Below are 20,771 nucleotides of genomic sequence, written 5' to 3' on the forward strand. Positions count from 1 at the left end.
CGCCGCGCGCGCCCGTCAGGGACGCGGCGTCGACCGACCGGTCGTCGACGGACGAGGGGCTCGTGAGGCGCACGCGGGACGGTTCCGTTCGTGTCGTGCCGGCCGGGCGGCACGGCCCGTCGTCGGGTCCGCGCGCGCGTCGTGCCGGTCGGGGTGTCGGGGATCTGACGTCGCCTCGCCATGCTACGCCCCGGGGCAGGACGAAAGCCCCTCGGACGGGGGCCGCGCGTCGTGTGAGATGGGTCGCTCGTCGCACAGGCACTCCCACGGGGCTGTGAGAGTGGCCGGAGACTGGTCACGACCGCGACCCCCGCGCGCGTGCGCTATAGGCTCGAGCGGCGAGCCGAAGTCCGTCCGGGAGTTCCGTCACGCCCCGGCCCGTCCCCCGCGGACGGACCGACGACGAGGACGGCACCGGGCCAGCCACGGACGAGGACGCGACCCGGGACCAGCCCGGGACGCGCGCGGCGAGCAAGCACGCAAGTCGGAAACGTCACCCGGCTCCCCCGGGTGGGAATGAGGTGCGGTGAACGCGAAGGCTCCCCTGGCGCAGACGGTCGGCTGGACCGACCTGGACGTGAAGGCCGTGGACACGGTGCGCGTCCTGGCCGCTGACGCCGTCGAGAAGGTGGGCAACGGCCACCCGGGGACGGCGATCAGCCTCGCCCCCGTGGCGTACCTGCTCTACCAGAACGTGCTGCGGCACGACCCGAAGGACACCCACTGGCTGGGCCGGGACCGGTTCGTGCTGTCGGCGGGCCACTCGTGCCTGACCCAGTACATCCAGCTCTACCTCGGCGGGTTCGGCCTCGAGCTCGAGGACCTGCAGGCGCTGCGCACCTGGGGCTCGAAGACGCCCGGCCACCCCGAGTACAAGCACACGGCGGGCGTCGAGATCACCACCGGCCCGCTCGGCCAGGGTCTCGCGTCGGCGGTCGGCTTCGCGATGGCGCAGCGGCGCGAGCGCCACCTCCTCGACCCGGACGCCGCGCCGGGCACGAGCCCGTTCGACCACTTCACGTACGTGATCGCGTCCGACGGCGACCTGCAGGAGGGCGTGACCAGCGAGGCGTCGTCCATCGCGGGCACGCAGGAGCTCGGCAACCTCGTCGTGCTGTGGGACGACAACCACATCTCGATCGAGGGCGACACGCAGATCGCGTTCACCGAGGACGTCCTGGCGCGCTACGAGGCGTACGGCTGGCACGTCCAGTTCGTCGACTGGACCGCCGGCGGCGAGTACCGCGAGGACGTCGACGCGCTGCACGCGGCGATCGAGGCGGCCAAGGCCGTCACCGACAAGCCATCGTTCATCGGCATCCGCACGCTCATCGCGTGGCCGACGCCGGGCAAGACCGACGACCACTCGTCGCACGGCTCGAAGCTCGGCTCGGACTCCATCCGCGGCCTCAAGGAGCTGCTCGGCTTCGACCCCGACCAGACGTTCGAGGTCGCCGACGACGTGCTCGCGCACACGCGCTCGCTCGCGGACCGGGCGGCGCAGGCGCGCGCCGCGTGGCAGGAGTCGTTCGACGCGTGGGCCGCCGCCAACCCCGAGCGCAAGGCGCTCCTGGACCGCCTGGTCGCCCACGAGCTGCCCGCGGACTGGGAGTCCTCGCTGCCCGTGTTCCCGGCGGGCAAGGCCGTCGCGACCCGCGCCGCGTCGGGTGAGGTGCTGTCGGCCGTCGCCGACGCGCTGCCCGAGCTGTGGGGCGGCTCGGCCGACCTCGCGGGCTCGAACAACACGACGATGAAGGGCCAGCCGTCCTTCATCCCGGCCAAGCGCTCGACCCACGAGTTCGCGGGCGACGAGGGCGGCCGCACGCTGCACTTCGGCATCCGTGAGCACGGCATGGGCGCGATCCTGTCCGGCATCACGCTGCACGGCCTGACGCGCGCGTACGGCGGCACGTTCCTGCAGTTCGCGGACTACATGCGCGGTTCCGTGCGCCTCGCGGCGCTCATGGGCGTGCCGTCGGTGTACGTGTGGACGCACGACTCCATCGGCCTCGGCGAGGACGGCCCGACGCACCAGCCGGTCGAGCACCTCACCGCGCTGCGCGCGATCCCCGGCCTCGCCGTGGTCCGCCCGGCGGACGCGAACGAGACAGCGCAGGCATGGAAGGCCGTGCTCGAGCACCGCGACGGCCCGGTCGGCCTCATCCTCACGCGCCAGAACGTCCCGACGTTCCCGCGCGGCGAGGAGGGCTTCGCCGGCGCCGAAGGCGTCGCCAAGGGCGCGTACGTCCTGCTCGAGGCGAGCACCGGCTCCCCCGAGGTGATCCTGATCGGCACGGGCTCCGAGGTGCAGCTCGCGGTCGAGGCGCGCGAGGTCCTCGAGGCCGCCGGCGTCCCGACGCGCGTCGTCTCGGCACCGTCGCTCGAGTGGTTCGCGGCGCAGGACGACGAGTACCGCGAGTCGGTGCTGCCGTCGGCCGTCCGCGCCCGCGTCTCGGTCGAGGCGGGCATCGCGCTGTCGTGGCACAAGATCGTCGGCGACGCGGGCCGCACGGTGTCGCTCGAGCACTTCGGTGCCTCGGCGGACTACCAGACGCTGTACCGCGAGTTCGGCATCACGAGCGAGGCCGTGGTCGCGGCGGCGCACGAGTCCATCGCCGCGGCGCGGGGCGACGCGGCGCCGTCGGCGACCGCGGCGACCCCGACGGCCACCGGCACGGGCGACCAGCAGGGCTGACCCGAGCGACGGCGGGGCGCCCTCCAGCAGGCGCCCCGCCGCCCGCCCGGTCAGGATGACCGAGAGGCCTCGCGGCTCAGCCGCGCGCAGCCGTCCGGCTGCATGAGGGAAGGAACGACCATGGCACCGAGCGGACCCCTCGCACGGCTCACCGGGGCGGGAGTCGCCGTCTGGCTCGACGACCTGTCGCGCGAGCGCCTGCGGTCCGGCAACCTCGCCGCTCTCGTCGAGCGCGGCGTGGTGGGCGTGACGACGAACCCCACGATCTTCGCCGCCGCGATCAGCCAGGGCGACGCGTACGACGAGCAGCTGCGTGCGCTCGCCGCGCAGGGCGCGGACGTCGACCAGGCCGTCTTCGCGATCACCACGGACGACGTGCGGGCCGCGGCCGACGTGCTGCGCCCGGTGCACGACGCAACCGGCGGCCAGGACGGGCGCGTCTCGATCGAGGTCGACCCCCGGCTCGCGCACGACACCGCGGCCACGGTCGCGTCCGCGAAGGCGCTGTGGGCCGCCGTGGACCGGCCGAACGTCTTCATCAAGATCCCCGCCACGCTCGAGGGGCTGCCGGCGATCACCGCCGTGCTCGCCGAGGGCATCAGCGTCAACGTCACGCTGATCTTCTCGCTGCAGCGCTACGCCGCGGTCCTCGACGCGTTCCAGGACGGGCTCGAGCGGGCGCGCGCGAACGGGCACGACCTCGCGCCGGTCGCCTCGGTCGCGTCGTTCTTCGTCTCGCGCGTCGACGCCGCGGTGGACCCGCGCCTCGACGCGCTCGGCACCCCCGAGGCCGCCGAGCTGCGCGGCAAGGCGGCGATCGCGAACGCGCGGCTCGCCTACGGCATCTACGAGGAGGTCGTCGCGTCCGACCGGTGGCAGGCGCTCGCCGCGGCCGGCGCGCACCCGCAGCGCCCGCTGTGGGCGTCGACCGGCGTCAAGGACCCGGCCTACCCCGACACGCTGTACGTCGACGAGCTCGTGGTCGCGGGCGTCGTCAACACCATGCCGGAGAAGACGCTGGACGCCGTGGCCGACCACGGCGGCGACGGCCACGACACCGTGACCGGCACGCAGGCCGACGCGGCCGCGCTGCTCGACCGGCTCGTCGCGCTCGGCATCGACATCGACGACGTCGCGCACGAGCTCGAGGTCGAGGGTGTCGCCAAGTTCGAGGCGAGCTGGGAACAGCTCCTCGCGAAGGTCGCCGAGGGTCTCGGCCAGGCTGCCGACCGCGCGGCGGACGCCTCGTGAGCCTGGCGAAGGTCGCGCAGGGGACGAACCCCCTGCGCGACCCGCGCGACCGCCGCCTGCCGCGCATCGCGGGCCCGTGCGGCCTCGTGATCTTCGGCGTCACGGGCGACCTGGCGCGCAAGAAGCTCATGCCGGCGGTGTACGACCTGACGAACCGTGGCCTGCTCCCCCCGGGGTTCGCGCTCACGGGCTTCGCCCGCCGCGACTGGGAGACGCAGGACTTCGCGCAGATCGTGCACGACTCGGTCAAGGAGCACGCGCGCACCCCGTTCCGTGAGGCGACGTGGCGCCAGCTCTCCGAGGGCATCCGGTTCGTGCAGGGCACGTTCGACGACGCCGCCGCGTTCGACCGTCTGCGGACCACCGTCGAGGAGCTCGACGTGTCCCGCGGCACGGGTGGCAACCACGCGTTCTACCTGTCGGTGCCGCCGTCCTCGTTCCCGATCGTGTGCGAGCAGCTGTCGCGGTCCGGCCTGTCGCAGCCGCAGGAGGGCCGCTGGCGCCGCGTCGTGATCGAGAAGCCGTTCGGGCACGACCTCGCCAGCGCACGCGAGCTGCAGGAGATCGTCTCGTCGGTGTTCCGACCGGACGACATCTTCCGGATCGACCACTACCTCGGCAAGGAGACGGTCCAGAACCTGCTGGCGCTGCGCTTCGCGAACCAGCTGTTCGAGCCGATCTGGAACGCGAACTACGTCGACCACGTGCAGATCACGATGGCCGAGGACATCGGCATCGGCGGACGCGCGGGCTACTACGACGGCATCGGGGCCGCTCGCGACGTCATCCAGAACCACCTGCTGCAGCTCCTCGCGCTCACCGCGATGGAGGAGCCCGTCTCGTTCGACGCGACCGCGCTGCGGGCCGAGAAGGAGAAGGTGCTCTCGGCCGTGCGCGTGCCCCGCGACATCGGCCGACACACGGCCCGCGGTCAGTACACCGCGGGCTGGCAGGGCGGCGAGCAGGTCGTCGGCTTCCTCGAGGAGGAGGGCTTCAACCCGCACTCGACGACGGAGACGTACGCCGCGATCCGCGTCGACATCGACACCCGTCGCTGGGCGGGCGTGCCGTTCTACCTGCGCACCGGCAAGCGGCTCGGCAAGCGCGTCACGGAGATCGCGGTCGTCTTCAAGAAGGCGCCGCACCTGCCGTTCGAGTCGACCGCCACCGAGGAGCTCGGCAAGAACGCCCTGGTCATCCGCGTGCAGCCCGACGAGGGTGTCACGCTGCGGTTCGGTGCCAAGGTCCCGGGCACGCAGATGGAGGTCCGTGACGTCACGATGGACTTCGGCTACGGGCACGCGTTCACCGAGGCGTCGCCCGAGGCGTACGAGCGGCTGATCCTCGACGTCCTGCTGGGCGACCCGCCGCTGTTCCCGCAGAACACCGAGGTCGAGCTCTCCTGGAAGATCCTCGACCCGATCATCGAGTACTGGGCGCGCCACGGGAAGCCGGACGGCTACCGGGCGGGCACGTGGGGACCGGCCTCGGCCGACGAGATGATGGCGCGCGACGGGCGCCAGTGGAGGCTGCCGTGATCATCGACATGCCGGGCACGACGACGCGCGCGGTCGCCAAGCGTCTGCTCACCGAGCGCGACGAAGGCGGTGCGGTCGCCCTCGGGCGCGTGCTGACGCTCGTCGTGGACACGGGCGACCACGACCCCGAGCACGCGATCGCCGCCGCGAACGACGCGAGCCGCGAGCACCCCTGCCGCGTCATCCTCATCACGTCGCAGCGTGCGGGCGCCGCGCCGTCCGAGGTGGGCCTCGACGCCCAGATCCGCCTCGGCGGCGACGCGGGTGCGAGCGAGGTCATCATCCTGCGGCCGACGGGCGAGGTCGCCGAGCACCTCGACACGCTCGTCATGCCGCTGCTGCTGCCGGACGCGCCCATCGTCGCCTGGTGGCCGTACGAGCCGCCCGAGGTGCCCTCCGAGCACCCGCTCGGGCGCATGGCCCAGCGGCGCATCACCGACTCCGTCCGCTCGTCGGACCCCGGTCGGTGGCTGCGGACGCTCGCGGACTCCTACCGCGAGGGCGACACCGACCTCGCGTGGACGCGCGCGACCCTGTGGCGCGGTCTCATCGCCGCGACGCTCGAGCAGCCGCCGTTCGAGCCGGTGCGTCGCGCGGTCGTCTCGGGGCAGACGACGCACACGTCGGTCGACATGGTCGCGGCCTGGCTCGCGCACGCGCTGCGCTGCCCGGTCGAGGTCGAGCGGATCGACGACGCCCCCGCGATCATCCAGGTCCGGCTCGAGCGGGCGTCCGGGGACATCGTGCTCGACCGGCCCGACGGCAAGACTGCCGCGCTGCGACAGCCCGAGCAGCCCGAGCACCGCATCGCGCTGCCGATCCGTCACCTGCGCGAGTGCCTCGCGGAGGAGCTGCGCCGTCTCGACCCCGACGAGGTCTACGGCGACGTGCTCACCAAGGGCCTGCCGAAGATCCCGGCCGCATGACCACGCCACGCGAGGTCGTCGTCCACCCCGACGCGGAGGTGCTCGCGCAGGCCACCGCGGCACGGCTGCTCGTCGCTCTCGTCGACGCCCAGTCGCATCGCGCTCCCCTGCACCTCGTGCTCACCGGCGGGACCGTGGGGATCCGCACGCTCGCCGCCGCGGCCTCCTCCCCCGTGCGCGACGCCGTCGACTGGTCGCAGGTGCACGTCTGGTGGGGGGACGAGCGGTTCCTGCCCGAGGGCGACGGCGACCGCAACGAGACACAGGCACGCGACGCGCTGCTGACCGCCCTCGCCGACGCGCTGCCGGCCGAGAACGTCCACGCCGTCCCCGCGCTCGACACGCTCGTGACCACGCCCGAGGCGGCCGCGGAGGCGTATGCGACCGAGCTCGCGCGGTTCGCGTCCGACCACGCGGACGTCCCGGCGTTCGACGTGCTGCTCCTCGGCATGGGTCCCGACGGGCACGTCGCGTCCCTGTTCCCCGGCCACCCGGCGCTCGGGGCGCGCGGCGCGACGACGGGGGTGCACGGGTCACCCAAGCCGCCGCCGCTGCGGGTCTCGCTCACGTTCGACGCCATCCGCACGGCCCGCCAGGTGTGGGTCGTCGCCGCGGGCTCCGAGAAGGCGGGCGCCGTCGCGTCCGCGCTCGCGTCGGCCCCCGTCGAGACCACCCCGGCCGCAGGTGCGCTCGGCACCGAGCGCACGCTGTGGCTCGTCGACGCGGCAGCCGCCGCCGGGCTGCCCGGGGGCGCGACCACCGCCTGACCGCACGAGGGAGCGCACATGACCGGCCGACCGACCCAGGACGCCCCACAGGGCCAGGACGCGCTGTGGTCCCGCGTCGACGAGTACTTCGCCGTGCTGACGCCGGAGGACGACGCGCTCGTCGACACGCGGACCAGGGCGGAGGCGGCCGGTCTGCCGGACATCGCGGTCGCGCCCAACCAGGGCAAGCTGCTGCACCTGCTCGCGACGCTCACGGGCGCCCGCCGGGTGCTGGAGATCGGCACTCTCGGTGGGTACAGCACGCTCTGGCTCGCGCGGGCGCTGCCGCCCGACGGCCGAGTCGTCACGCTCGAGCTCGAGCAGCACCACGCCGACGTCGCGCGGTCGTCGCTGGACGCCGCGGGCGTCGGTGAGCAGGTCGAGGTCCTCGTCGGCCCGGCCGCCGACGCACTGGTCGCCCTCGCGGGACGCGAGGTCGAGCCGTTCGACCTCGTGTTCGTCGACGCGGACAAGCAGCAGCTCGCGCTCTACCTCGAGCGCATCCTGCCCCTGGTCCGGCCCGGCGCGCTCGTCGTGGTCGACAACGTCGTGCGTCTCGGTGCCGTCGTGGACCCGGACCACCCCGACGACCGCGTGCAGGGGGTCCGGCGCATGGTCGACCTGCTCGCCGACCACCCGCGGTTCGACGCGACCGTCGTCCAGACCGTCGGGGTCAAGGGGTACGACGGCTTCGCGCTCCTGCGCGTGCTGCCCTGAGCGCGTGCTGCCCTGAGAGCGTTCGGGCTCAGCCGCCGCGCCGGGCTCGCAGCGCGGCCAGCGCCTCGTCGAGGATGGCGGCGCCGTCCTCGTCGGACCGACGCTCCTTCACGTACGCGAGGTGCGTCTTGTAGGGCTCGTTGCGGACCGGGGCCGGCGGGTTCTCCTGGTCCTGCCCGGCGGGGAAACCGCAGCGCGGGCAGTCCCACGTGACGGGGGCCTCCTCGGCCGCCTCCTCCGCGAAGCTCGGGCGGGTCTCGTGCCCGTTCGCGCACCAGTAGGAGATCCAGATGCGCGGAGCCGCGTCCCCGCGCTCCGCCTCGCCCATCGGGCCGGCGCCGACGCGGGAGCCCCGGATCGCGTTACCGCTCGCCATGGTCGCCCGCCTCAGCCGTCGTAGCGCTCGATGAGGCCCAGCACCACGATGACCGCGGTCCACACGAGCGCGACCCCGATGGTGATCCGGTTGAGGTTGCGCTCGGCCACACCGGAGCTGCCGGCGCTGGACGTGATGCCGCCGCCGAACATGTCGGACAGGCCACCGCCCTTGCCCTTGTGGAGGAGCACCAGCGGAACGAGGAGCAGGCTGGTCAGGACCAGCAGCGCCTGCATCGAGATCTTCAGGGCGGTCACGTCGGTGTCGATCCTCACTAGCGGTCCGGTCGCCCGCGCCAGGAGTGCGGGCCGGGGTACAGGGTAGGCGACGAGTCGCCCGGGAAGCCACATCCGACGCCCCGGTGCGCGCGTCCGTGAGACGGCTGCACCGGGGCGTCGTGCGGGTCAGGTCAGAGACCGACCGCGTGGGACTGGTAGCGCACGATCTTCGCGAACTCCTCCGGGTCGAGGCTCGCACCACCGACGAGCGCGCCGTCGACGTCCGGCTTCGCCATGATCGAGGCGACGTTCGACGACTTCACCGAACCGCCGTAGAGCACGCGGACGGCCTCGGCCGTCTCCGCGTCGTACAGCTCGGCGACCCGCCGGCGGATCGCCCCGGCCAGCTCCTGCGCGTCCTCGGGGGTCGCGGTCTCGCCGGTGCCGATGGCCCAGACGGGCTCGTACGCCACGACGACCTCGCGCACCTGCTCGGCGGTCAGACCCTCGAGACCGCCGTCGAGCTGCGCGAGCGTCACCTGGACGTGCTCACCGGCCTTGCGCGACTCGAGCTTCTCGCCGACGCACAGGATCGGCTTGAGGCCGCCGGCCAGGGCGTTCTTGACCTTCGCGTTGACGAGCGCGTCGTCCTCCGCGTGGTACTCGCGACGCTCCGAGTGGCCGATCACCGCGTAGGTGACGCCCAGCTTCGTGAGGAACGCGGGCGCGATCTCGCCCGTGTACGCGCCCGAGGTGTGCGCCGACACGTCCTGCGCGCCGTACACGATCTCGAGCTTGTCCGCGTCGACGAGCGTCTGCACGCTGCGCAGGTCGGTGAACGGCGGGATGACCGCGACCTCGACCGTGGCGTAGTCGTGCTTGCCGTCCTTGAGCGTCCACGCGAGCTTCTGGAGCGTGTGGACCGCCTCGTGGTGGTCCAGGTTCATCTTCCAGTTGCCCGCCATGAGCGGGGTGCGCTGAGCCATGCGTCAGTCCTCCAGGACGGCGATGCCGGGGAGGGTCTTGCCCTCCAGGAACTCCAGGCTCGCGCCGCCACCGGTGGAGATGTGGCCGAACCCGGACTCGTCGAAGCCGAGCGTGCGCACGGCCGCGGCCGAGTCGCCGCCGCCGACGATGGTGAACGCGCCTGCCGTGCCGGCGTCGATGAGCGCCTGTGCGACGGCCTTGGTGCCGCCGGCGAACGCCTCGAACTCGAACACGCCCGCAGGGCCGTTCCAGACGACCGTCTTGGCGTCGACGATCTTCGACGCGAACAGCTTCTCCGACTCGGGGCCGATGTCGAGGCCGATCTTGCCGTCGGGGATCTGGTCCGCCGGGACGACCGCGACCGGGGTGTCCGCGGCGAACGAGTCGCCCACGCGGATGTCGACCGGCAGGACGATCTCGACGCCGTCCTTCTCGGCCTGCGCGAGGTAGCCCTTGACCGTGTCGATCTGGTCGGCCTCGAGCAGCGACGACCCCACCGAGTAGCCCTTGGCCGCGAGGAACGTGAACAGCATGCCGCCACCGATCACGAGGCGGTCGGCCTTGCCGAGCAGGTTCGAGATGACGCCGAGCTTGTCCGACACCTTCGAGCCGCCGAGCACGACGACGTAGGGGCGCGCCGGGTCGTCGGTCGCCTTGCGCAGCGACGAGACCTCGTTGAGCACGAGCTTGCCAACCGCGTGCGGCAGCTTGAGCGCGACGTCGTACACCGACGCCTGCTTGCGGTGCACCACGCCGAAGCCGTCCGAGACGAACGCGTCGGCCAGGGCGGCGAGGTCGTCGGCGAGCGCCGCGCGCTCCGCGTCGTCCTTGCTCGTCTCGCGCGGGTCGAAGCGGATGTTCTCGAGCAGGGCGATCTCGCCGTCCTGCAGCGCCGCGACGGTCGCCCGGGCGGACTCGCCGACGGTGTCCTCGGCGAGGGCGACGGGCTTGCCGAGCAGCTCGCCGAGGCGCGCCGCGACGGGCGCGAGCGAGTACTTGGCCTCGGGCGCGCCCTTCGGGCGGCCCAGGTGCGCGGTCACGACGACGCGCGCACCGGCGTCGAGCAGCGCCGTCAGCGTGGGCAGCGCGGCCCGGATGCGGCCGTCGTCGGTGATGGTCGTGCCGTCGAGCGGCACGTTGAAGTCGGAACGGACGAGCACGCGCTTGCCGCGCAGGTCGCCGAGGTCCTCGATGGTCTTCATGGCTCCTACCAGGGGTACCGGGTGGACAGGGGTCACAACGACAGCGTCCGCGTGCGCCGAGGCCGTGGCCGGGGCGCACGCGGACGCATGTGCTGTGGTGCTACGGGTGCCGCAGGGGCGTCAGAGACGCTCGCCCACGTACGACGTCAGCGCGACGAGCGAGTTGGAGTAGCCCCACTCGTTGTCGTACCAGGAGACGACCTTGACCAGGTCGCCCGACACCTTGGTGAGCTTCGAGTCGAAGATGCTCTGGTGCGGGTCGGTGACGATGTCGCTCGAGACGATCTCGTCCTCGACGTAGGACAGTACGCCCTTGAGGGGGCCCTCGGCGGCGGCCTTGACCGCGGCGTTGACCTCCTCGACCGTGACCTCGCGCGAGGCGGTGAAGGTCAGGTCCGTGGCCGAGCCGGTGATCGTCGGCACGCGCAGCGCGTAGCCGTCGAGCTTGCCCTTGAGCTCCGGGAGCACGAGGGCGACGGCCTTGGCCGCACCGGTCGAGGTCGGGACGATGTTCTGCGCGGCGGCGCGGGCGCGACGCAGGTCGCGGTGCGGGCCGTCCTGCAGGTTCTGGTCACCCGTGTAGGCGTGGATCGTGGTCATGAGGCCACGCTCGATGCCGATCGAGTCGTTGAGCGCCTTCGCCAGCGGGGCGAGGCAGTTCGTCGTGCACGACGCGTTCGAGATGATGTGCTGCGTCGCCGGGTCGTACAGCTCGTGGTTCACGCCGACGACGAACGTGCCGTCCTCGTTCTTGGCGGGAGCCGAGATGATGACCTTCTTGGCGCCGGCGTCGATGTGCGCCTTGGCCTTGGTCGCGTCGGTGAAGAAGCCCGTCGACTCGATGACGATGTCCGCACCCAGCTCGCCCCAGGGGAGGTCGGCGGGGTTGCGCTCGGCGAGCGCACGGATCTTCTTGCCGTCGACGATGATGTTGTCGTCGTCGAAGTCCACGCTCAGGGGGAAGCGGCCGAGCACCGTGTCGTACTTCAGCAGGTGCGCGAGCGTCTTGTTGTCCGTGAGGTCGTTGACACCCACGATCTCGATGTCCGCGCCGGACGCGATGATGGCCCGGTAGAAGTTCCGACCGATGCGGCCGAAGCCGTTGATGCCGACCTTGATGGTCACGTGCCCTCCTCGGCAGCGCCGACGGGGTCGGCGCACAATGTGGTGGTGGGTTCCCGCACGCCGATGTGCGTGCCTCACGCCCGCGACCGCCGCGATACCGGGCGAAGGTCTTGACCAGACCGGTTCATGCCCAGCGCGTGACGACCGTGTGACGATCGGATGTCCCGAGCCTATACCCCCGGGCCCGAGGAGCACGCAGCGAAGGTCCCAGACCGGCCCGCTGTCCACGTGCTGGGATCCGCCGCGACCTGCGCGGACGGGCGCCGCGCGGACGCGCTGCCGGCTCCGCTCAGAGGTCGAGCAGGTCGGGCGACAGACCCGCCTCGGTGTCCGGGATGCCGAGCTCGGCGGCCCGCTTGTCGGCCGTCGCGAGCAGCCGCCGGATCCGACCGGCGACCGCGTCCTTCGTGAGCGGCGGGTCGGCCAGCTTGCCCAGCTCCTCGAGCGACGCGTCCTTGTGCGCGAGCCGCAGCTGACCCGCCTCCCGCAGGTGCTCCGGCAGGTCCTCGGCCAGGATCTCGAACGCGCGCTCGACGCGCGCCCCGGCCGCGACCGCGGCCCGGGCCGACCGACGCAGGTTCGCGTCGTCGAAGTTCGCGAGCCGGTTCGCGGTCCCCCGCACCTCGCGGCGCACGCGCCGCTCCTCCCACACGAGCATCGCCTCGTGCGCGCCGATCCGGGTGAGCATCGCCCCGATCGCGTCGCCGTCGCGGATCACCACGCGGTCGACGCCGCGCACCTCGCGCGCCTTGGCGGGGATGTTCATGCGCCGTGCCGCGCCGACGAGCGCGAGCGCCGCCTCGGGCCCCGGGCACGTGACCTCGAGCGACGACGACCGCCCCGGCTCGGTGAGCGAGCCGTGCGCGAGGAACGCACCGCGCCACGCCGCCTCGGCCTCCGCGATCCCGCCCGCGACGACCTGCGGGGGCAGGCCGCGCACCGGACGGCCCCGGTTGTCGAGCAGCCCCGTCTGGCGTGCGAGCGACTCGCCGTCCTTGACGACCCGCACCACGTAGTGGCTCCCGCGGCGCAGACCACCGCCGGACACGACGATGATCTCGCTCTCGTGGCCGTAGACCTCCGAGACGGCCTGGCGGAGCCGGCGTGCGGCGATCGCGGTGTCGAGCTCGGCCTCGATGACGATCCGGCCCGAGATGATGTGCAGGCCGCCCGCGAACCTGAGGGTCGCGGCGACCTCGGCCTTGCGGCAGGAGGTCTTGTCCACCTGGAGTCGGGCGAGCTCGTCCTTCACCTGTGCCGTCAACGCCATGGGCGTCATCCTGCCAGTTGCGCGGGGCGCCGGTGGACGGTTGACGTCACCGTCGCGGACGGCCCGCTCCCGTGTGCACGTCGCCGAGCACGCCCTCGACCACGTCACGCAGTGCCGCGGCCAGCCGCAACGGGTCGTGCCGGGCCGTGCCGTCCGACCGGCCCACCTGCCGCAGCAGGAGACGAGCGTCACGAGCCTCGCAGTGCGCCGCGAGGTGGGACACGTCCTCGACCGCACGCGGGTCGGCGATGACCGCGTCGACCGCGAGCTCGGGCGCGTGGTCGTGCAGCACCGACAGGTAGTCCTCCGCGCGCAGGCCCGCCGTCTCGCCGTGCTCCTCCGGTGAGAGGTTCAGCACGACGACGACCCGGGCGGGCGAGCGGTGCAGCGCGGCCCGCAGGTCGGGCACGAGCAGGTGCGGCAGCACGGACGTGTACCAGGAGCCGGGCCCCAGCACGACCCACTGCGCACGCTCGACCGCCTCGACCGCCTGCGGGCACGCGGGCGGGTCCGACGGCACCAGGCGCACGTGCACGATCGGATCCGTCGTGCGGGCCACCGCGCTCTGGCCCCGCACCGTCTCGAGCACACCGGACGGTCGACGCACGTCCGCCTCGATGAGCAGCGGCACCTCGGTCATCGGCAGCACCCGCCCGCGCGCACCCAGGAGCCTGCCCACCCAGTCCAGACCCGCGACCGGGTCCCCGAGCAGCTCCCACAGCGTCACGATCAGCAGGTTGCCGAGCGCGTGCTGGTCGAGCGGGCCGTCCGTCGCGAACCGGTGCTGCAGCACGTCACGCCACGTGCGGCCCCAGTCGGAGTCGTCGCACAGCGCCGCCAGCGCCATCCGCAGGTCGCCCGGCGGCAGCACCGCGAGCTCGTCGCGCAGCCGACCGGACGAGCCCCCGTCGTCCGCCACCGTCACGACCGCGGTGATCTGGTCCGTCATCAGCCGCAGCGCCGAGAGCGTCGCCGAGACGCCGTGCCCGCCGCCGCACGCCACCACCGCGGGCCCGTGGTGCGACGAGCGGGCGCCCGGGACCGGCCCCACGCCGCTCGCCGGTGTGGGCGCCCCGCGGACCTCGGCGCTCACCGGACCGCCCCGCGGCCTCGTCGTCCTCCCGTGGTCGGGCGCCCGGCCCGGGTGACCGACCCGTTCACTCCTTGCCCAGGTCACGCGCGGCGACCGTGACACGGTGCCCCGCGTCACGCAGCCGCGCGGCGATGGCCTCGCTGATCGCGACCGACCGGTGCTTGCCGCCCGTGCAGCCGACCGCGATGGTCACGTAGCGCTTCTCCTCGTTGAGGTAGCCGGCCAGCACCGGCTCGAGCGCGTCGACGTACCGGTCGACGAACTGCGTCGCCCCCGGCAGCCCCAGCACGTAGTCGCGCACCGGGCCGTCGCGCCCCGTGAGATGCCGCAGCTCCGTCACCCAGTACGGGTTCGCGAGGAACCGCACGTCGACGACGTGGTCGGCGTCGAGCGGGATGCCGTACTTGAACCCGAACGACGTCACGTTGACGCGCAGGTGGTCGTCCGCGTCCCCCGCGACGAGCGATCGGACCTGCCGTGCGAGGTCGTGCACGTTGAGCTCGGACGTGTCGATCACGTTGTCCGCGCGCTCGCGGATGTCCGACAGCACCGCGCGCTCCTCGCGGATCCCGTCGAGCAGCGTGCCCGTGCCCTGCAGCGGGTGCGGCCGGCGCACCTGCTCGTAGCGGCGCACGAGCACCTCGTCCGACGCGTCGAGGAACAGGATCCGGTACTCGACACCCGCCGCGCGCAACCCGCCGAGGACCTCGGCGAGGTCGTCGAAGAACCCGCGCCCGCGCACGTCGATGACCGCGGCGACGCGGTGGGCGCGCGTCTCGGGCGGGCCGCTGGTGAGCATCCCGACGAGGTGCGTGAGCATCTGCGCGGGCAGGTTGTCGACGACGTACCAGTCGAGGTCCTCGAGCACCGCGGCCGCCCGCGTGCGCCCCGCACCCGACATGCCCGTGATGACGAGCACCTGGGGCTGGTGGAGCCGGGGGTGCTCGGTCGCGGCGTCGATCGCCGGGATCCCGGCCGGGACCGTGATGGGCGAGGGCTCGGTCATGTCCCCAGCATGCCAGCGGACGGGGCGAGAGCCTCGGTGGGCGCGGCGGTGTCGTCCGGCGCGAGCGCGGCGACGACCGCGGCGGCCGTCCGCTCCCCCATGCCGGGGACCGAGGCGATCTCCTCGACGCTCGCCGCCCGCAGGCGCTTGACCGAGCCGAAGTGCCGCAGCAGCGCCTTCTGCCGCGCCGGCCCCAGCCCGGGGACGTCGTCGAGCACCGACACCGTCATGCCCTTGCTGCGTCGCTTGCGGTGCGCCGTGATCGCGAACCGGTGCGCCTCGTCGCGCACGCGCTGCAGCAGGTAGAGGCCCTCCGAGCTGCGCTGCAGGATCACCGGGTAGTCGTCGCCCGGCACCCACACCTCCTCGAGCCGCTTCGCGAGGCCGCACAGCGCCACGTCGTCGATCCCGAGCTCCTCGAGCGCCCGCGCGGCCGCGGCGACCTGCGGAGGGCCGCCGTCGACGACGACGAGGTTCGGCGGGTACGCGAACCGACGCGGCCGCCCCGTCGTCTCGTCGATCGGGCCCGAGACCAACCGCTCACCGTCCTGCGCGTCCGCGTCACCGAGCTCGACGTCGCCCGACTCGGAGCGCTCCGCCAGGTAGCGGCGGAACCGGCGCGTGATCACCTCGTGCATGGCCTCGGTGTCGTCGGCCGCGCCCTCGCCGTGCCGTCCACGCACCGAGAACAGGCGGTACTCGCTCTTGCGGGCGAGGCCGTCCTCGAACACGACCATCGACGCCGACTGGTACGTCCCCTGGTTGTGCGAGACGTCGTAGCACTCGATCCGCAGCGGCGCGGTGTCCAGGCCCAGCGCCTCCTGGATCTCGCGCAGCGCCTGGCTGCGCGACGTCAGGTCGCCCGCACGCCGGGTGCGGTGCAGGTTCAGCGCGTGCTCGGCGTTGCGGTGCACCGTCGCCGCCAGCTCGCGCTTGTCCCCGCGCTGGGGCACACGGACCCGTACCCGCGAGCCGCGCAGCCCCGTGAGCCACGACTCGACCTGGTCGACGTCGGTCGGCAGCACCGGCACCAGCACCTCGCGCGGGACCGCGGTGCCGTCCGCCTCGTCCGTGCCGTAGACCTGCTGCAGCAGGTGCTCCACCAGGCCCGCGTCGTCGACGTCCTCGACCTTCTCGACGACCCAGCCACGCTGGCCCCGGATCCGACCGTCGCGCACGTGGAACACCTGCACCGCGGCCTCGAGGTCGTCGCCCGCGAGGCCGAACACGTCCGCCTCGGTGCCGTCCGGGAGCACCACGGCGTTGCGCTCCGTCGCGCGGCGCAGCGTCTGGATGTCGTCGCGCAGACGTGCGGCGCGCTCGTAGTCCAGCTCCGCGGCCGCCTCCTGCATGCGGCGCGTCAGCCGCTTCTCGAACCGGGTGGTGTCCCCGGCCATGAAGTCGCAGAAGTCCTGCGCGAGCCGGTGGTGGTCCTCGGGCGAGATCCGTCCCACGCACGGGGCGGAGCACTTGTCGATGTAGCCGAGGAGGCACGGGCGTCCCTGCTGGTGCGCGCGCTTGAACACGCCCGCCGAGCAGGTGCGCACGGGGAACACGCGCAGCAGCAGGTCGACCGTCTCGCGGATCGCCCACGCGTGCGCGTAGGGGCCGAAGTACCGCGTCCCCTTGCGCTTGGCGCCGCGCATCACCTGCACGCGCGGGAACTCGTCCGCGAGCGTGACCGCCAGGTAGGGGTACGACTTGTCGTCGCGGTACTTCACGTTGAACCGCGGGTCGAACTCCTTGATCCACGAGTACTCGAGCGCGAGCGCCTCGACCTCGGTGCCCACGACCGTCCACTGCACCGACGCCGCCGTGGTCACCATCGTCTGCGTGCGCGGGTGCAGCCCCGCCACGTCCTGGAAGTAGCTGTTGAGCCGCTGCCGCAGGCTCTTGGCCTTGCCGACGTAGATGACGCGGCCGTCACCGTCGCGGAACCGGTACACGCCGGGCGAGTCGGGGATCTCCCCCGGCGCCGGTCGGTAGGTCGCGGGATCAGCCATGGTCCGAGCCTAGTTCGCACCGCGGACACACCCCGCGGTGCCCCGGGTCGTCGAGGGCTCGACCGGCCGGCCGCCACGCCGGACGACGGCACGGCCCGCGCCCGGCACCGGGTGCCGCTAGCGTGTCGACATGGCGCAGCTGCTGCACTCCTACTCGGTGGACCTGACCTGGACCGGAGCGGGCGAGGCGGGGACGTCGACGTACACGTCGTACGGTCGCGACCACGAGCTCACGTCGGGCGACAAGCTGCCCCTGCCGGGCACCTCGGACCCGGGCTTCCGGGGAGACCCGTCGCGGTGGTCGCCGGAGGACCTCGTCGTGGGCGCGCTCGCGCAGTGCCACATGCTCTGGTTCCTGCACCTCGCGGCGGCCGCGGGCGTGGTCGTCGTCGGCTACGCGGACGCCGCGTCCGGGACGATGCGGATCGAGGCGGCCGGGCACGGGCAGTTCACCGAGGTCGTCCTGCGCCCGCGCGTGGTCGTCCGCACCCGGGTGCTGGCCGACGGGCAGCCTGTGACCGACGGCGTCCTGGCCGACCTGCACCACCGCGCTCACGAACACTGCTTCGTCGCGCGCTCGGTCAACTTCACCGTGCGGCACGAGCCCGTGCCGGTGGCGTTCGAGCGGGTCTGAGGAGCCCACCGGCAGGACTGCACCCACGCGTGCGGCGCGGCGGCCGGCGCGGGCCGTGCGCACGCTCAGGCCGAGACCGCCGCGGGCTCGAGGTCCAGCACCTCGGCGAGGAAACGGCCCGTGTGGCTCGCGGACACTCCCGCGACGTGCTCGGGCGTCCCCTCCGCGACGACCGTGCCACCGCCCGAGCCCCCCTCGGGACCCATGTCGATCACCCAGTCGGCGTTCTTGATGACGTCGAGGTTGTGCTCGATGACGATCACGGTGTTGCCCTTGTCGACGAGCGACTGCAGCACCCCGAGCAGCTTGCGGATGTCCTCGAAGTGCAGTCCGGTGGTGGGCTCGTCGAGCACGTACGCGGTGCGGCCCGTCGAGCGCCGCTGGAGCTCGGAGGCGAGCTTGACGCGCTGCGCCTCACCGCCCGACAGCGTCGGCGCGGGCTGGCCCAGGCGCACGTACCCCAGACCGACGTCGACGAGCGTCCGCAGGTGCCGGCTGATCGCGGGGACCGCGCTGAAGAACTCGGCGGCCTCCTCGATCGGCATGTCGAGCACGTCCGCGACCGTCTTGCCCTTGAAGTGCACCTCGAGCGTCTCGCGGTTGTACCGCGCGCCGTGGCAGACCTCGCACGGGACGTACACGTCGGGCAGGAAGTTCATCTCGATCTTGAGCGTGCCGTCGCCCGAGCACGCCTCGCAGCGCCCGCCCTTCACGTTGAACGAGAACCGCCCCGGCGTGTAGCCGCGGACCTTCGCCTCGGTCGTCTCCGCGAACAGCTTGCGGATGTTGTCCCACACGCCCGTGTACGTCGCGGGGTTCGAGCGCGGCGTGCGGCCGATCGGGCCCTGGTCGACGTGCACGACCTTGTCGAGCTGGTCGAGCCCCGTGACGCGCTTGTGCCGGCCGGCGACCTGGCGCGCGCCGTTGAGCTCGTTCGCCATCACCGTGTACAGGATCGAGTTCACGAGCGTCGACTTGCCGGAGCCCGACACGCCCGTGACGGCCGTCAGGACCCCCAGCGGGAACGACACGTCGATCCCGCGCAGGTTGTGCTCCCGCGCGCCCTGCACGGTCACGAGCCGCGACCGGTCGACCGGGCGCCGGTCGGCCGGCATCGGGATCTGCCGACGTCCCGACAGGTACGCGCCGGTCACCGACTCGTTCGACGCGAGCAGCCCCGCGAGGTCGCCCGAGTGCACGACGCGACCACCGTGCTCTCCCGCGCCCGGGCCGATGTCCACGATCCAGTCGGCCATCCGGATGGTGTCCTCGTCGTGCTCGACGACGATGAGCGTGTTGCCCAGGTCGCGCAGACGCGTGAGCGTGTCGATCAGGCGTCGGTTGTCCCGCTGGTGCAGGCCGATCGAGGGCTCGTCGAGCACGTAGAGGACGCCCACCAGGCCGGAGCCGATCTGCGTCGCGAGCCGGATGCGCTGGGCCTCACCGCCCGAGAGCGTCGCCGCCGGGCGCATCAGCGACAGGTAGTCCAGGCCCACGTCGAGCAAGAAGCCCAGGCGCGCCTGGATCTCCTTGAGCACCTGCGCCGCGATCTGCCGCTCGCGCTCGCCGAGCTCGAGGGTGTCGAGGAAGTCGCGTGCCTCCCGGATCGGCAGCTCGCAGACCTCCGCGATCGACCGCCCGCCGACCTTGACGGCGAGCACCTCGGGCTTGAGCCGCTGGCCCTGGCACGTCGGGCACGGGACCTCACGCATGAAGCCCTCGTACTTGTCCTTGCTCCACTCCGACTCGGTCTCGGCGTGCCGGCGCTCGAGGAACGTGATCACGCCCTCGAACCCGGTGGAGTACTGGCGCTCGCGACCCCACCGGTTGCGGTACCGGACCTGCACCTTGTGGTTGCGGCCGTGCAGGATCGCGTCCTTCGCGCGCTGCGGCAGCGCGCGCCACGGCACGTCCATGGCGAAGCCCATCTCGTCGGCGAGAGCCGACATGACGCGCTCGAAGTACTCCGAGGAGGTCTGCGCCCACGGGGCGACCGCGCCCTGCGCGAGGCTCAGCTCCTCGTCGGGCACGACGAGCTCCGGGTCGACCTCGAGACGCGAGCCGATGCCGGTGCACTCCGGGCACGCCCCGTACGGCGCGTTGAACGAGAACGTGCGCGGCTCGACCTCCTCGAGCGTGAGCACGTGGTCGTTCGGGCACGCCCGCTGCTCGGAGAACCGGCGCTCCTTGTCCGGGTCCTCGGCGTCGCGGTCCACCAGGTCGATCACGAGCAGCCCGCCGGACAGCCCGAGAGCGGTCTCCACCGAGTCGGTGAGGCGGCGCTGCACGCCCTCGCGCGCGACCAGCCGGTCGACCACGACCTCGATGTCGTGCTTGAGCTTCTTCTCGAGCGTCGGCGGCGCCGTGAGCTGCACGACCTCCCCGTCGACGCGCGCGCGCGAGAAGCCCTTCGCCTGCAGCTCTCCGAACAGGTCCGTGTACTCGCCCTTGCGGCCGCGGACGACGGGCGCGAGCACCTGGTACCGCGTGCCCTCGGGCAGCTCGAGCAGCCGGTCGACGATCTGCTGCGGCGTCTGCGCGGTGACGCGCTCGCCGCAGACGGGGCAGTACTGCGTCCCGGCGCGCGCGAACAGCAGGCGCAGGTAGTCGTACACCTCGGTGATCGTGCCGACCGTCGAGCGAGGGTTGCGGTTCGTCGACTTCTGGTCGATCGAGACGGCGGGCGACAGCCCCTCGATGAAGTCGACGTCGGGCTTGTCCATCTGCCCGAGGAACTGGCGCGCGTACGCCGAGAGCGACTCCACGTACCGCCGCTGCCCCTCGGCGAAGATCGTGTCGAAGGCCAGCGACGACTTCCCCGACCCGGACAGGCCGGTGAAGACGATCAGCTGGTCCCGGGGCAGGTCCAGGTCGACGTTGCGGAGGTTGTGCTCGCGGGCACCCTGCACCACCAGACGGTCGTTCACGGCGTGCAGTCTACGTTCCACCGCTGACAATCGCAC

Annotated in this window: 17 protein-coding genes; 7 read left to right on the forward strand and 10 right to left on the reverse strand. The window is 72.8% G+C overall.

The window, feature by feature from the left end:
- Window positions 1-526: 526 nt before the first annotated feature.
- From tkt to CBP52_RS04935, 6 genes are all read left to right on the forward strand, one after another.
- Window positions 527-2,695 (forward strand): transketolase, encoded by a 2,169-nt coding sequence (gene tkt / locus CBP52_RS04910; protein ID WP_094180055.1) that lies wholly within the window; start codon window positions 527-529, stop codon window positions 2,693-2,695.
- A gap of 120 nt (window positions 2,696-2,815) precedes the next feature.
- Window positions 2,816-3,946, forward strand: a complete 1,131-nt coding sequence (tal, locus tag CBP52_RS04915) for a transaldolase (protein WP_094180056.1) — start codon at window positions 2,816-2,818, stop codon at window positions 3,944-3,946.
- Window positions 3,943-5,484: a glucose-6-phosphate dehydrogenase gene (gene zwf, locus CBP52_RS04920; RefSeq protein ID WP_094180057.1), complete on the forward strand. Its 1,542-nt coding sequence runs from the start codon at window positions 3,943-3,945 to the stop codon at window positions 5,482-5,484. Before tal ends, zwf begins: the two co-directional genes overlap by 4 nt.
- On the forward strand, window positions 5,481-6,410 hold the full coding sequence (locus tag CBP52_RS04925; RefSeq protein WP_094182169.1) for a glucose-6-phosphate dehydrogenase assembly protein OpcA: 930 nt from the start codon (window positions 5,481-5,483) through the stop codon (window positions 6,408-6,410). Before zwf ends, CBP52_RS04925 begins: the two co-directional genes overlap by 4 nt.
- Complete coding sequence (gene pgl / locus CBP52_RS04930) at window positions 6,407-7,177, forward strand: 6-phosphogluconolactonase (RefSeq protein WP_094180058.1); 771 nt, start codon at window positions 6,407-6,409, stop codon at window positions 7,175-7,177. The genes CBP52_RS04925 and pgl overlap by 4 nt, the downstream gene beginning before the upstream one ends.
- An 18-nt stretch (window positions 7,178-7,195) precedes the next feature.
- Entirely contained in the window at window positions 7,196-7,894 is a 699-nt protein-coding gene (locus tag CBP52_RS04935) for an O-methyltransferase (RefSeq protein WP_094180059.1), read from the forward strand.
- A gap of 28 nt (window positions 7,895-7,922) precedes the next feature.
- Here the strand turns inward: CBP52_RS04935 and CBP52_RS04940 are convergent, their stop codons facing one another.
- The 9 genes from CBP52_RS04940 to uvrC all read right to left on the reverse strand — a co-directional run bounded on the left by CBP52_RS04940 (window position 7,923) and on the right by uvrC (window position 17,174).
- Window positions 7,923-8,270 carry an RNA polymerase-binding protein RbpA gene (locus tag CBP52_RS04940; RefSeq protein WP_094180060.1) on the reverse strand — a complete coding sequence of 116 codons (348 nt, stop codon included), beginning with the start codon at window positions 8,268-8,270 and terminating at the stop codon, window positions 7,923-7,925.
- Window positions 8,271-8,281: 11 nt separating this feature from the next.
- Window positions 8,282-8,527 carry a preprotein translocase subunit SecG gene (secG, locus tag CBP52_RS04945; protein ID WP_094182170.1) on the reverse strand — a complete coding sequence of 82 codons (246 nt, stop codon included), beginning with the start codon at window positions 8,525-8,527 and terminating at the stop codon, window positions 8,282-8,284.
- 152 nt (window positions 8,528-8,679) lie between these two features.
- Window positions 8,680-9,474, reverse strand: coding sequence for a triose-phosphate isomerase (tpiA, locus tag CBP52_RS04950; RefSeq protein WP_094180061.1), 795 nt, complete (start codon window positions 9,472-9,474; stop codon window positions 8,680-8,682).
- A 3-nt stretch (window positions 9,475-9,477) separates the two neighbouring features.
- Window positions 9,478-10,677, reverse strand: coding sequence for a phosphoglycerate kinase (gene pgk, locus CBP52_RS04955; protein WP_094180062.1), 1,200 nt, complete (start codon window positions 10,675-10,677; stop codon window positions 9,478-9,480).
- Between the two features lie 120 nt (window positions 10,678-10,797).
- Window positions 10,798-11,802 (reverse strand): type I glyceraldehyde-3-phosphate dehydrogenase, encoded by a 1,005-nt coding sequence (gene gap, locus CBP52_RS04960; RefSeq protein ID WP_094180063.1) that lies wholly within the window; start codon window positions 11,800-11,802, stop codon window positions 10,798-10,800.
- A gap of 289 nt (window positions 11,803-12,091) precedes the next feature.
- Window positions 12,092-13,072: a DNA-binding protein WhiA gene (gene whiA, locus CBP52_RS04965; RefSeq protein ID WP_094182171.1), complete on the reverse strand. Its 981-nt coding sequence runs from the start codon at window positions 13,070-13,072 to the stop codon at window positions 12,092-12,094.
- Window positions 13,073-13,118: 46 nt separating this feature from the next.
- Window positions 13,119-14,123 carry a uridine diphosphate-N-acetylglucosamine-binding protein YvcK gene (gene yvcK / locus CBP52_RS04970; RefSeq protein WP_094182172.1) on the reverse strand — a complete coding sequence of 335 codons (1,005 nt, stop codon included), beginning with the start codon at window positions 14,121-14,123 and terminating at the stop codon, window positions 13,119-13,121.
- A 106-nt stretch (window positions 14,124-14,229) separates the two neighbouring features.
- A complete protein-coding gene (gene rapZ, locus CBP52_RS04975; RefSeq protein ID WP_094180064.1) occupies window positions 14,230-15,171 on the reverse strand; it encodes an RNase adapter RapZ in 942 nt (313 codons plus the stop codon).
- The gene (gene uvrC / locus CBP52_RS04980) at window positions 15,168-17,174 is read right to left on the reverse strand and encodes an excinuclease ABC subunit UvrC (protein WP_094180065.1); all 2,007 of its coding nucleotides are present in this window, start codon (window positions 17,172-17,174) and stop codon (window positions 15,168-15,170) included. Before uvrC ends, rapZ begins: the two co-directional genes overlap by 4 nt.
- A gap of 130 nt (window positions 17,175-17,304) precedes the next feature.
- On the opposite strand from uvrC, the gene CBP52_RS04985 reads away from it, so the two are divergent.
- Entirely contained in the window at window positions 17,305-17,808 is a 504-nt protein-coding gene (locus CBP52_RS04985) for an OsmC family protein (protein WP_094180066.1), read from the forward strand.
- Between the two features lie 65 nt (window positions 17,809-17,873).
- Here CBP52_RS04985 and uvrA read toward each other — a convergent pair whose 3' ends face one another.
- Window positions 17,874-20,735, reverse strand: coding sequence for an excinuclease ABC subunit UvrA (gene uvrA, locus CBP52_RS04990; RefSeq protein ID WP_094180067.1), 2,862 nt, complete (start codon window positions 20,733-20,735; stop codon window positions 17,874-17,876).
- Window positions 20,736-20,771 lie beyond the last annotated feature (36 nt).

The organism is Cellulomonas sp. PSBB021, assembly GCF_002240455.1.
Taxonomy (GTDB): domain Bacteria; phylum Actinomycetota; class Actinomycetes; order Actinomycetales; family Cellulomonadaceae; genus Cellulomonas; species Cellulomonas uda.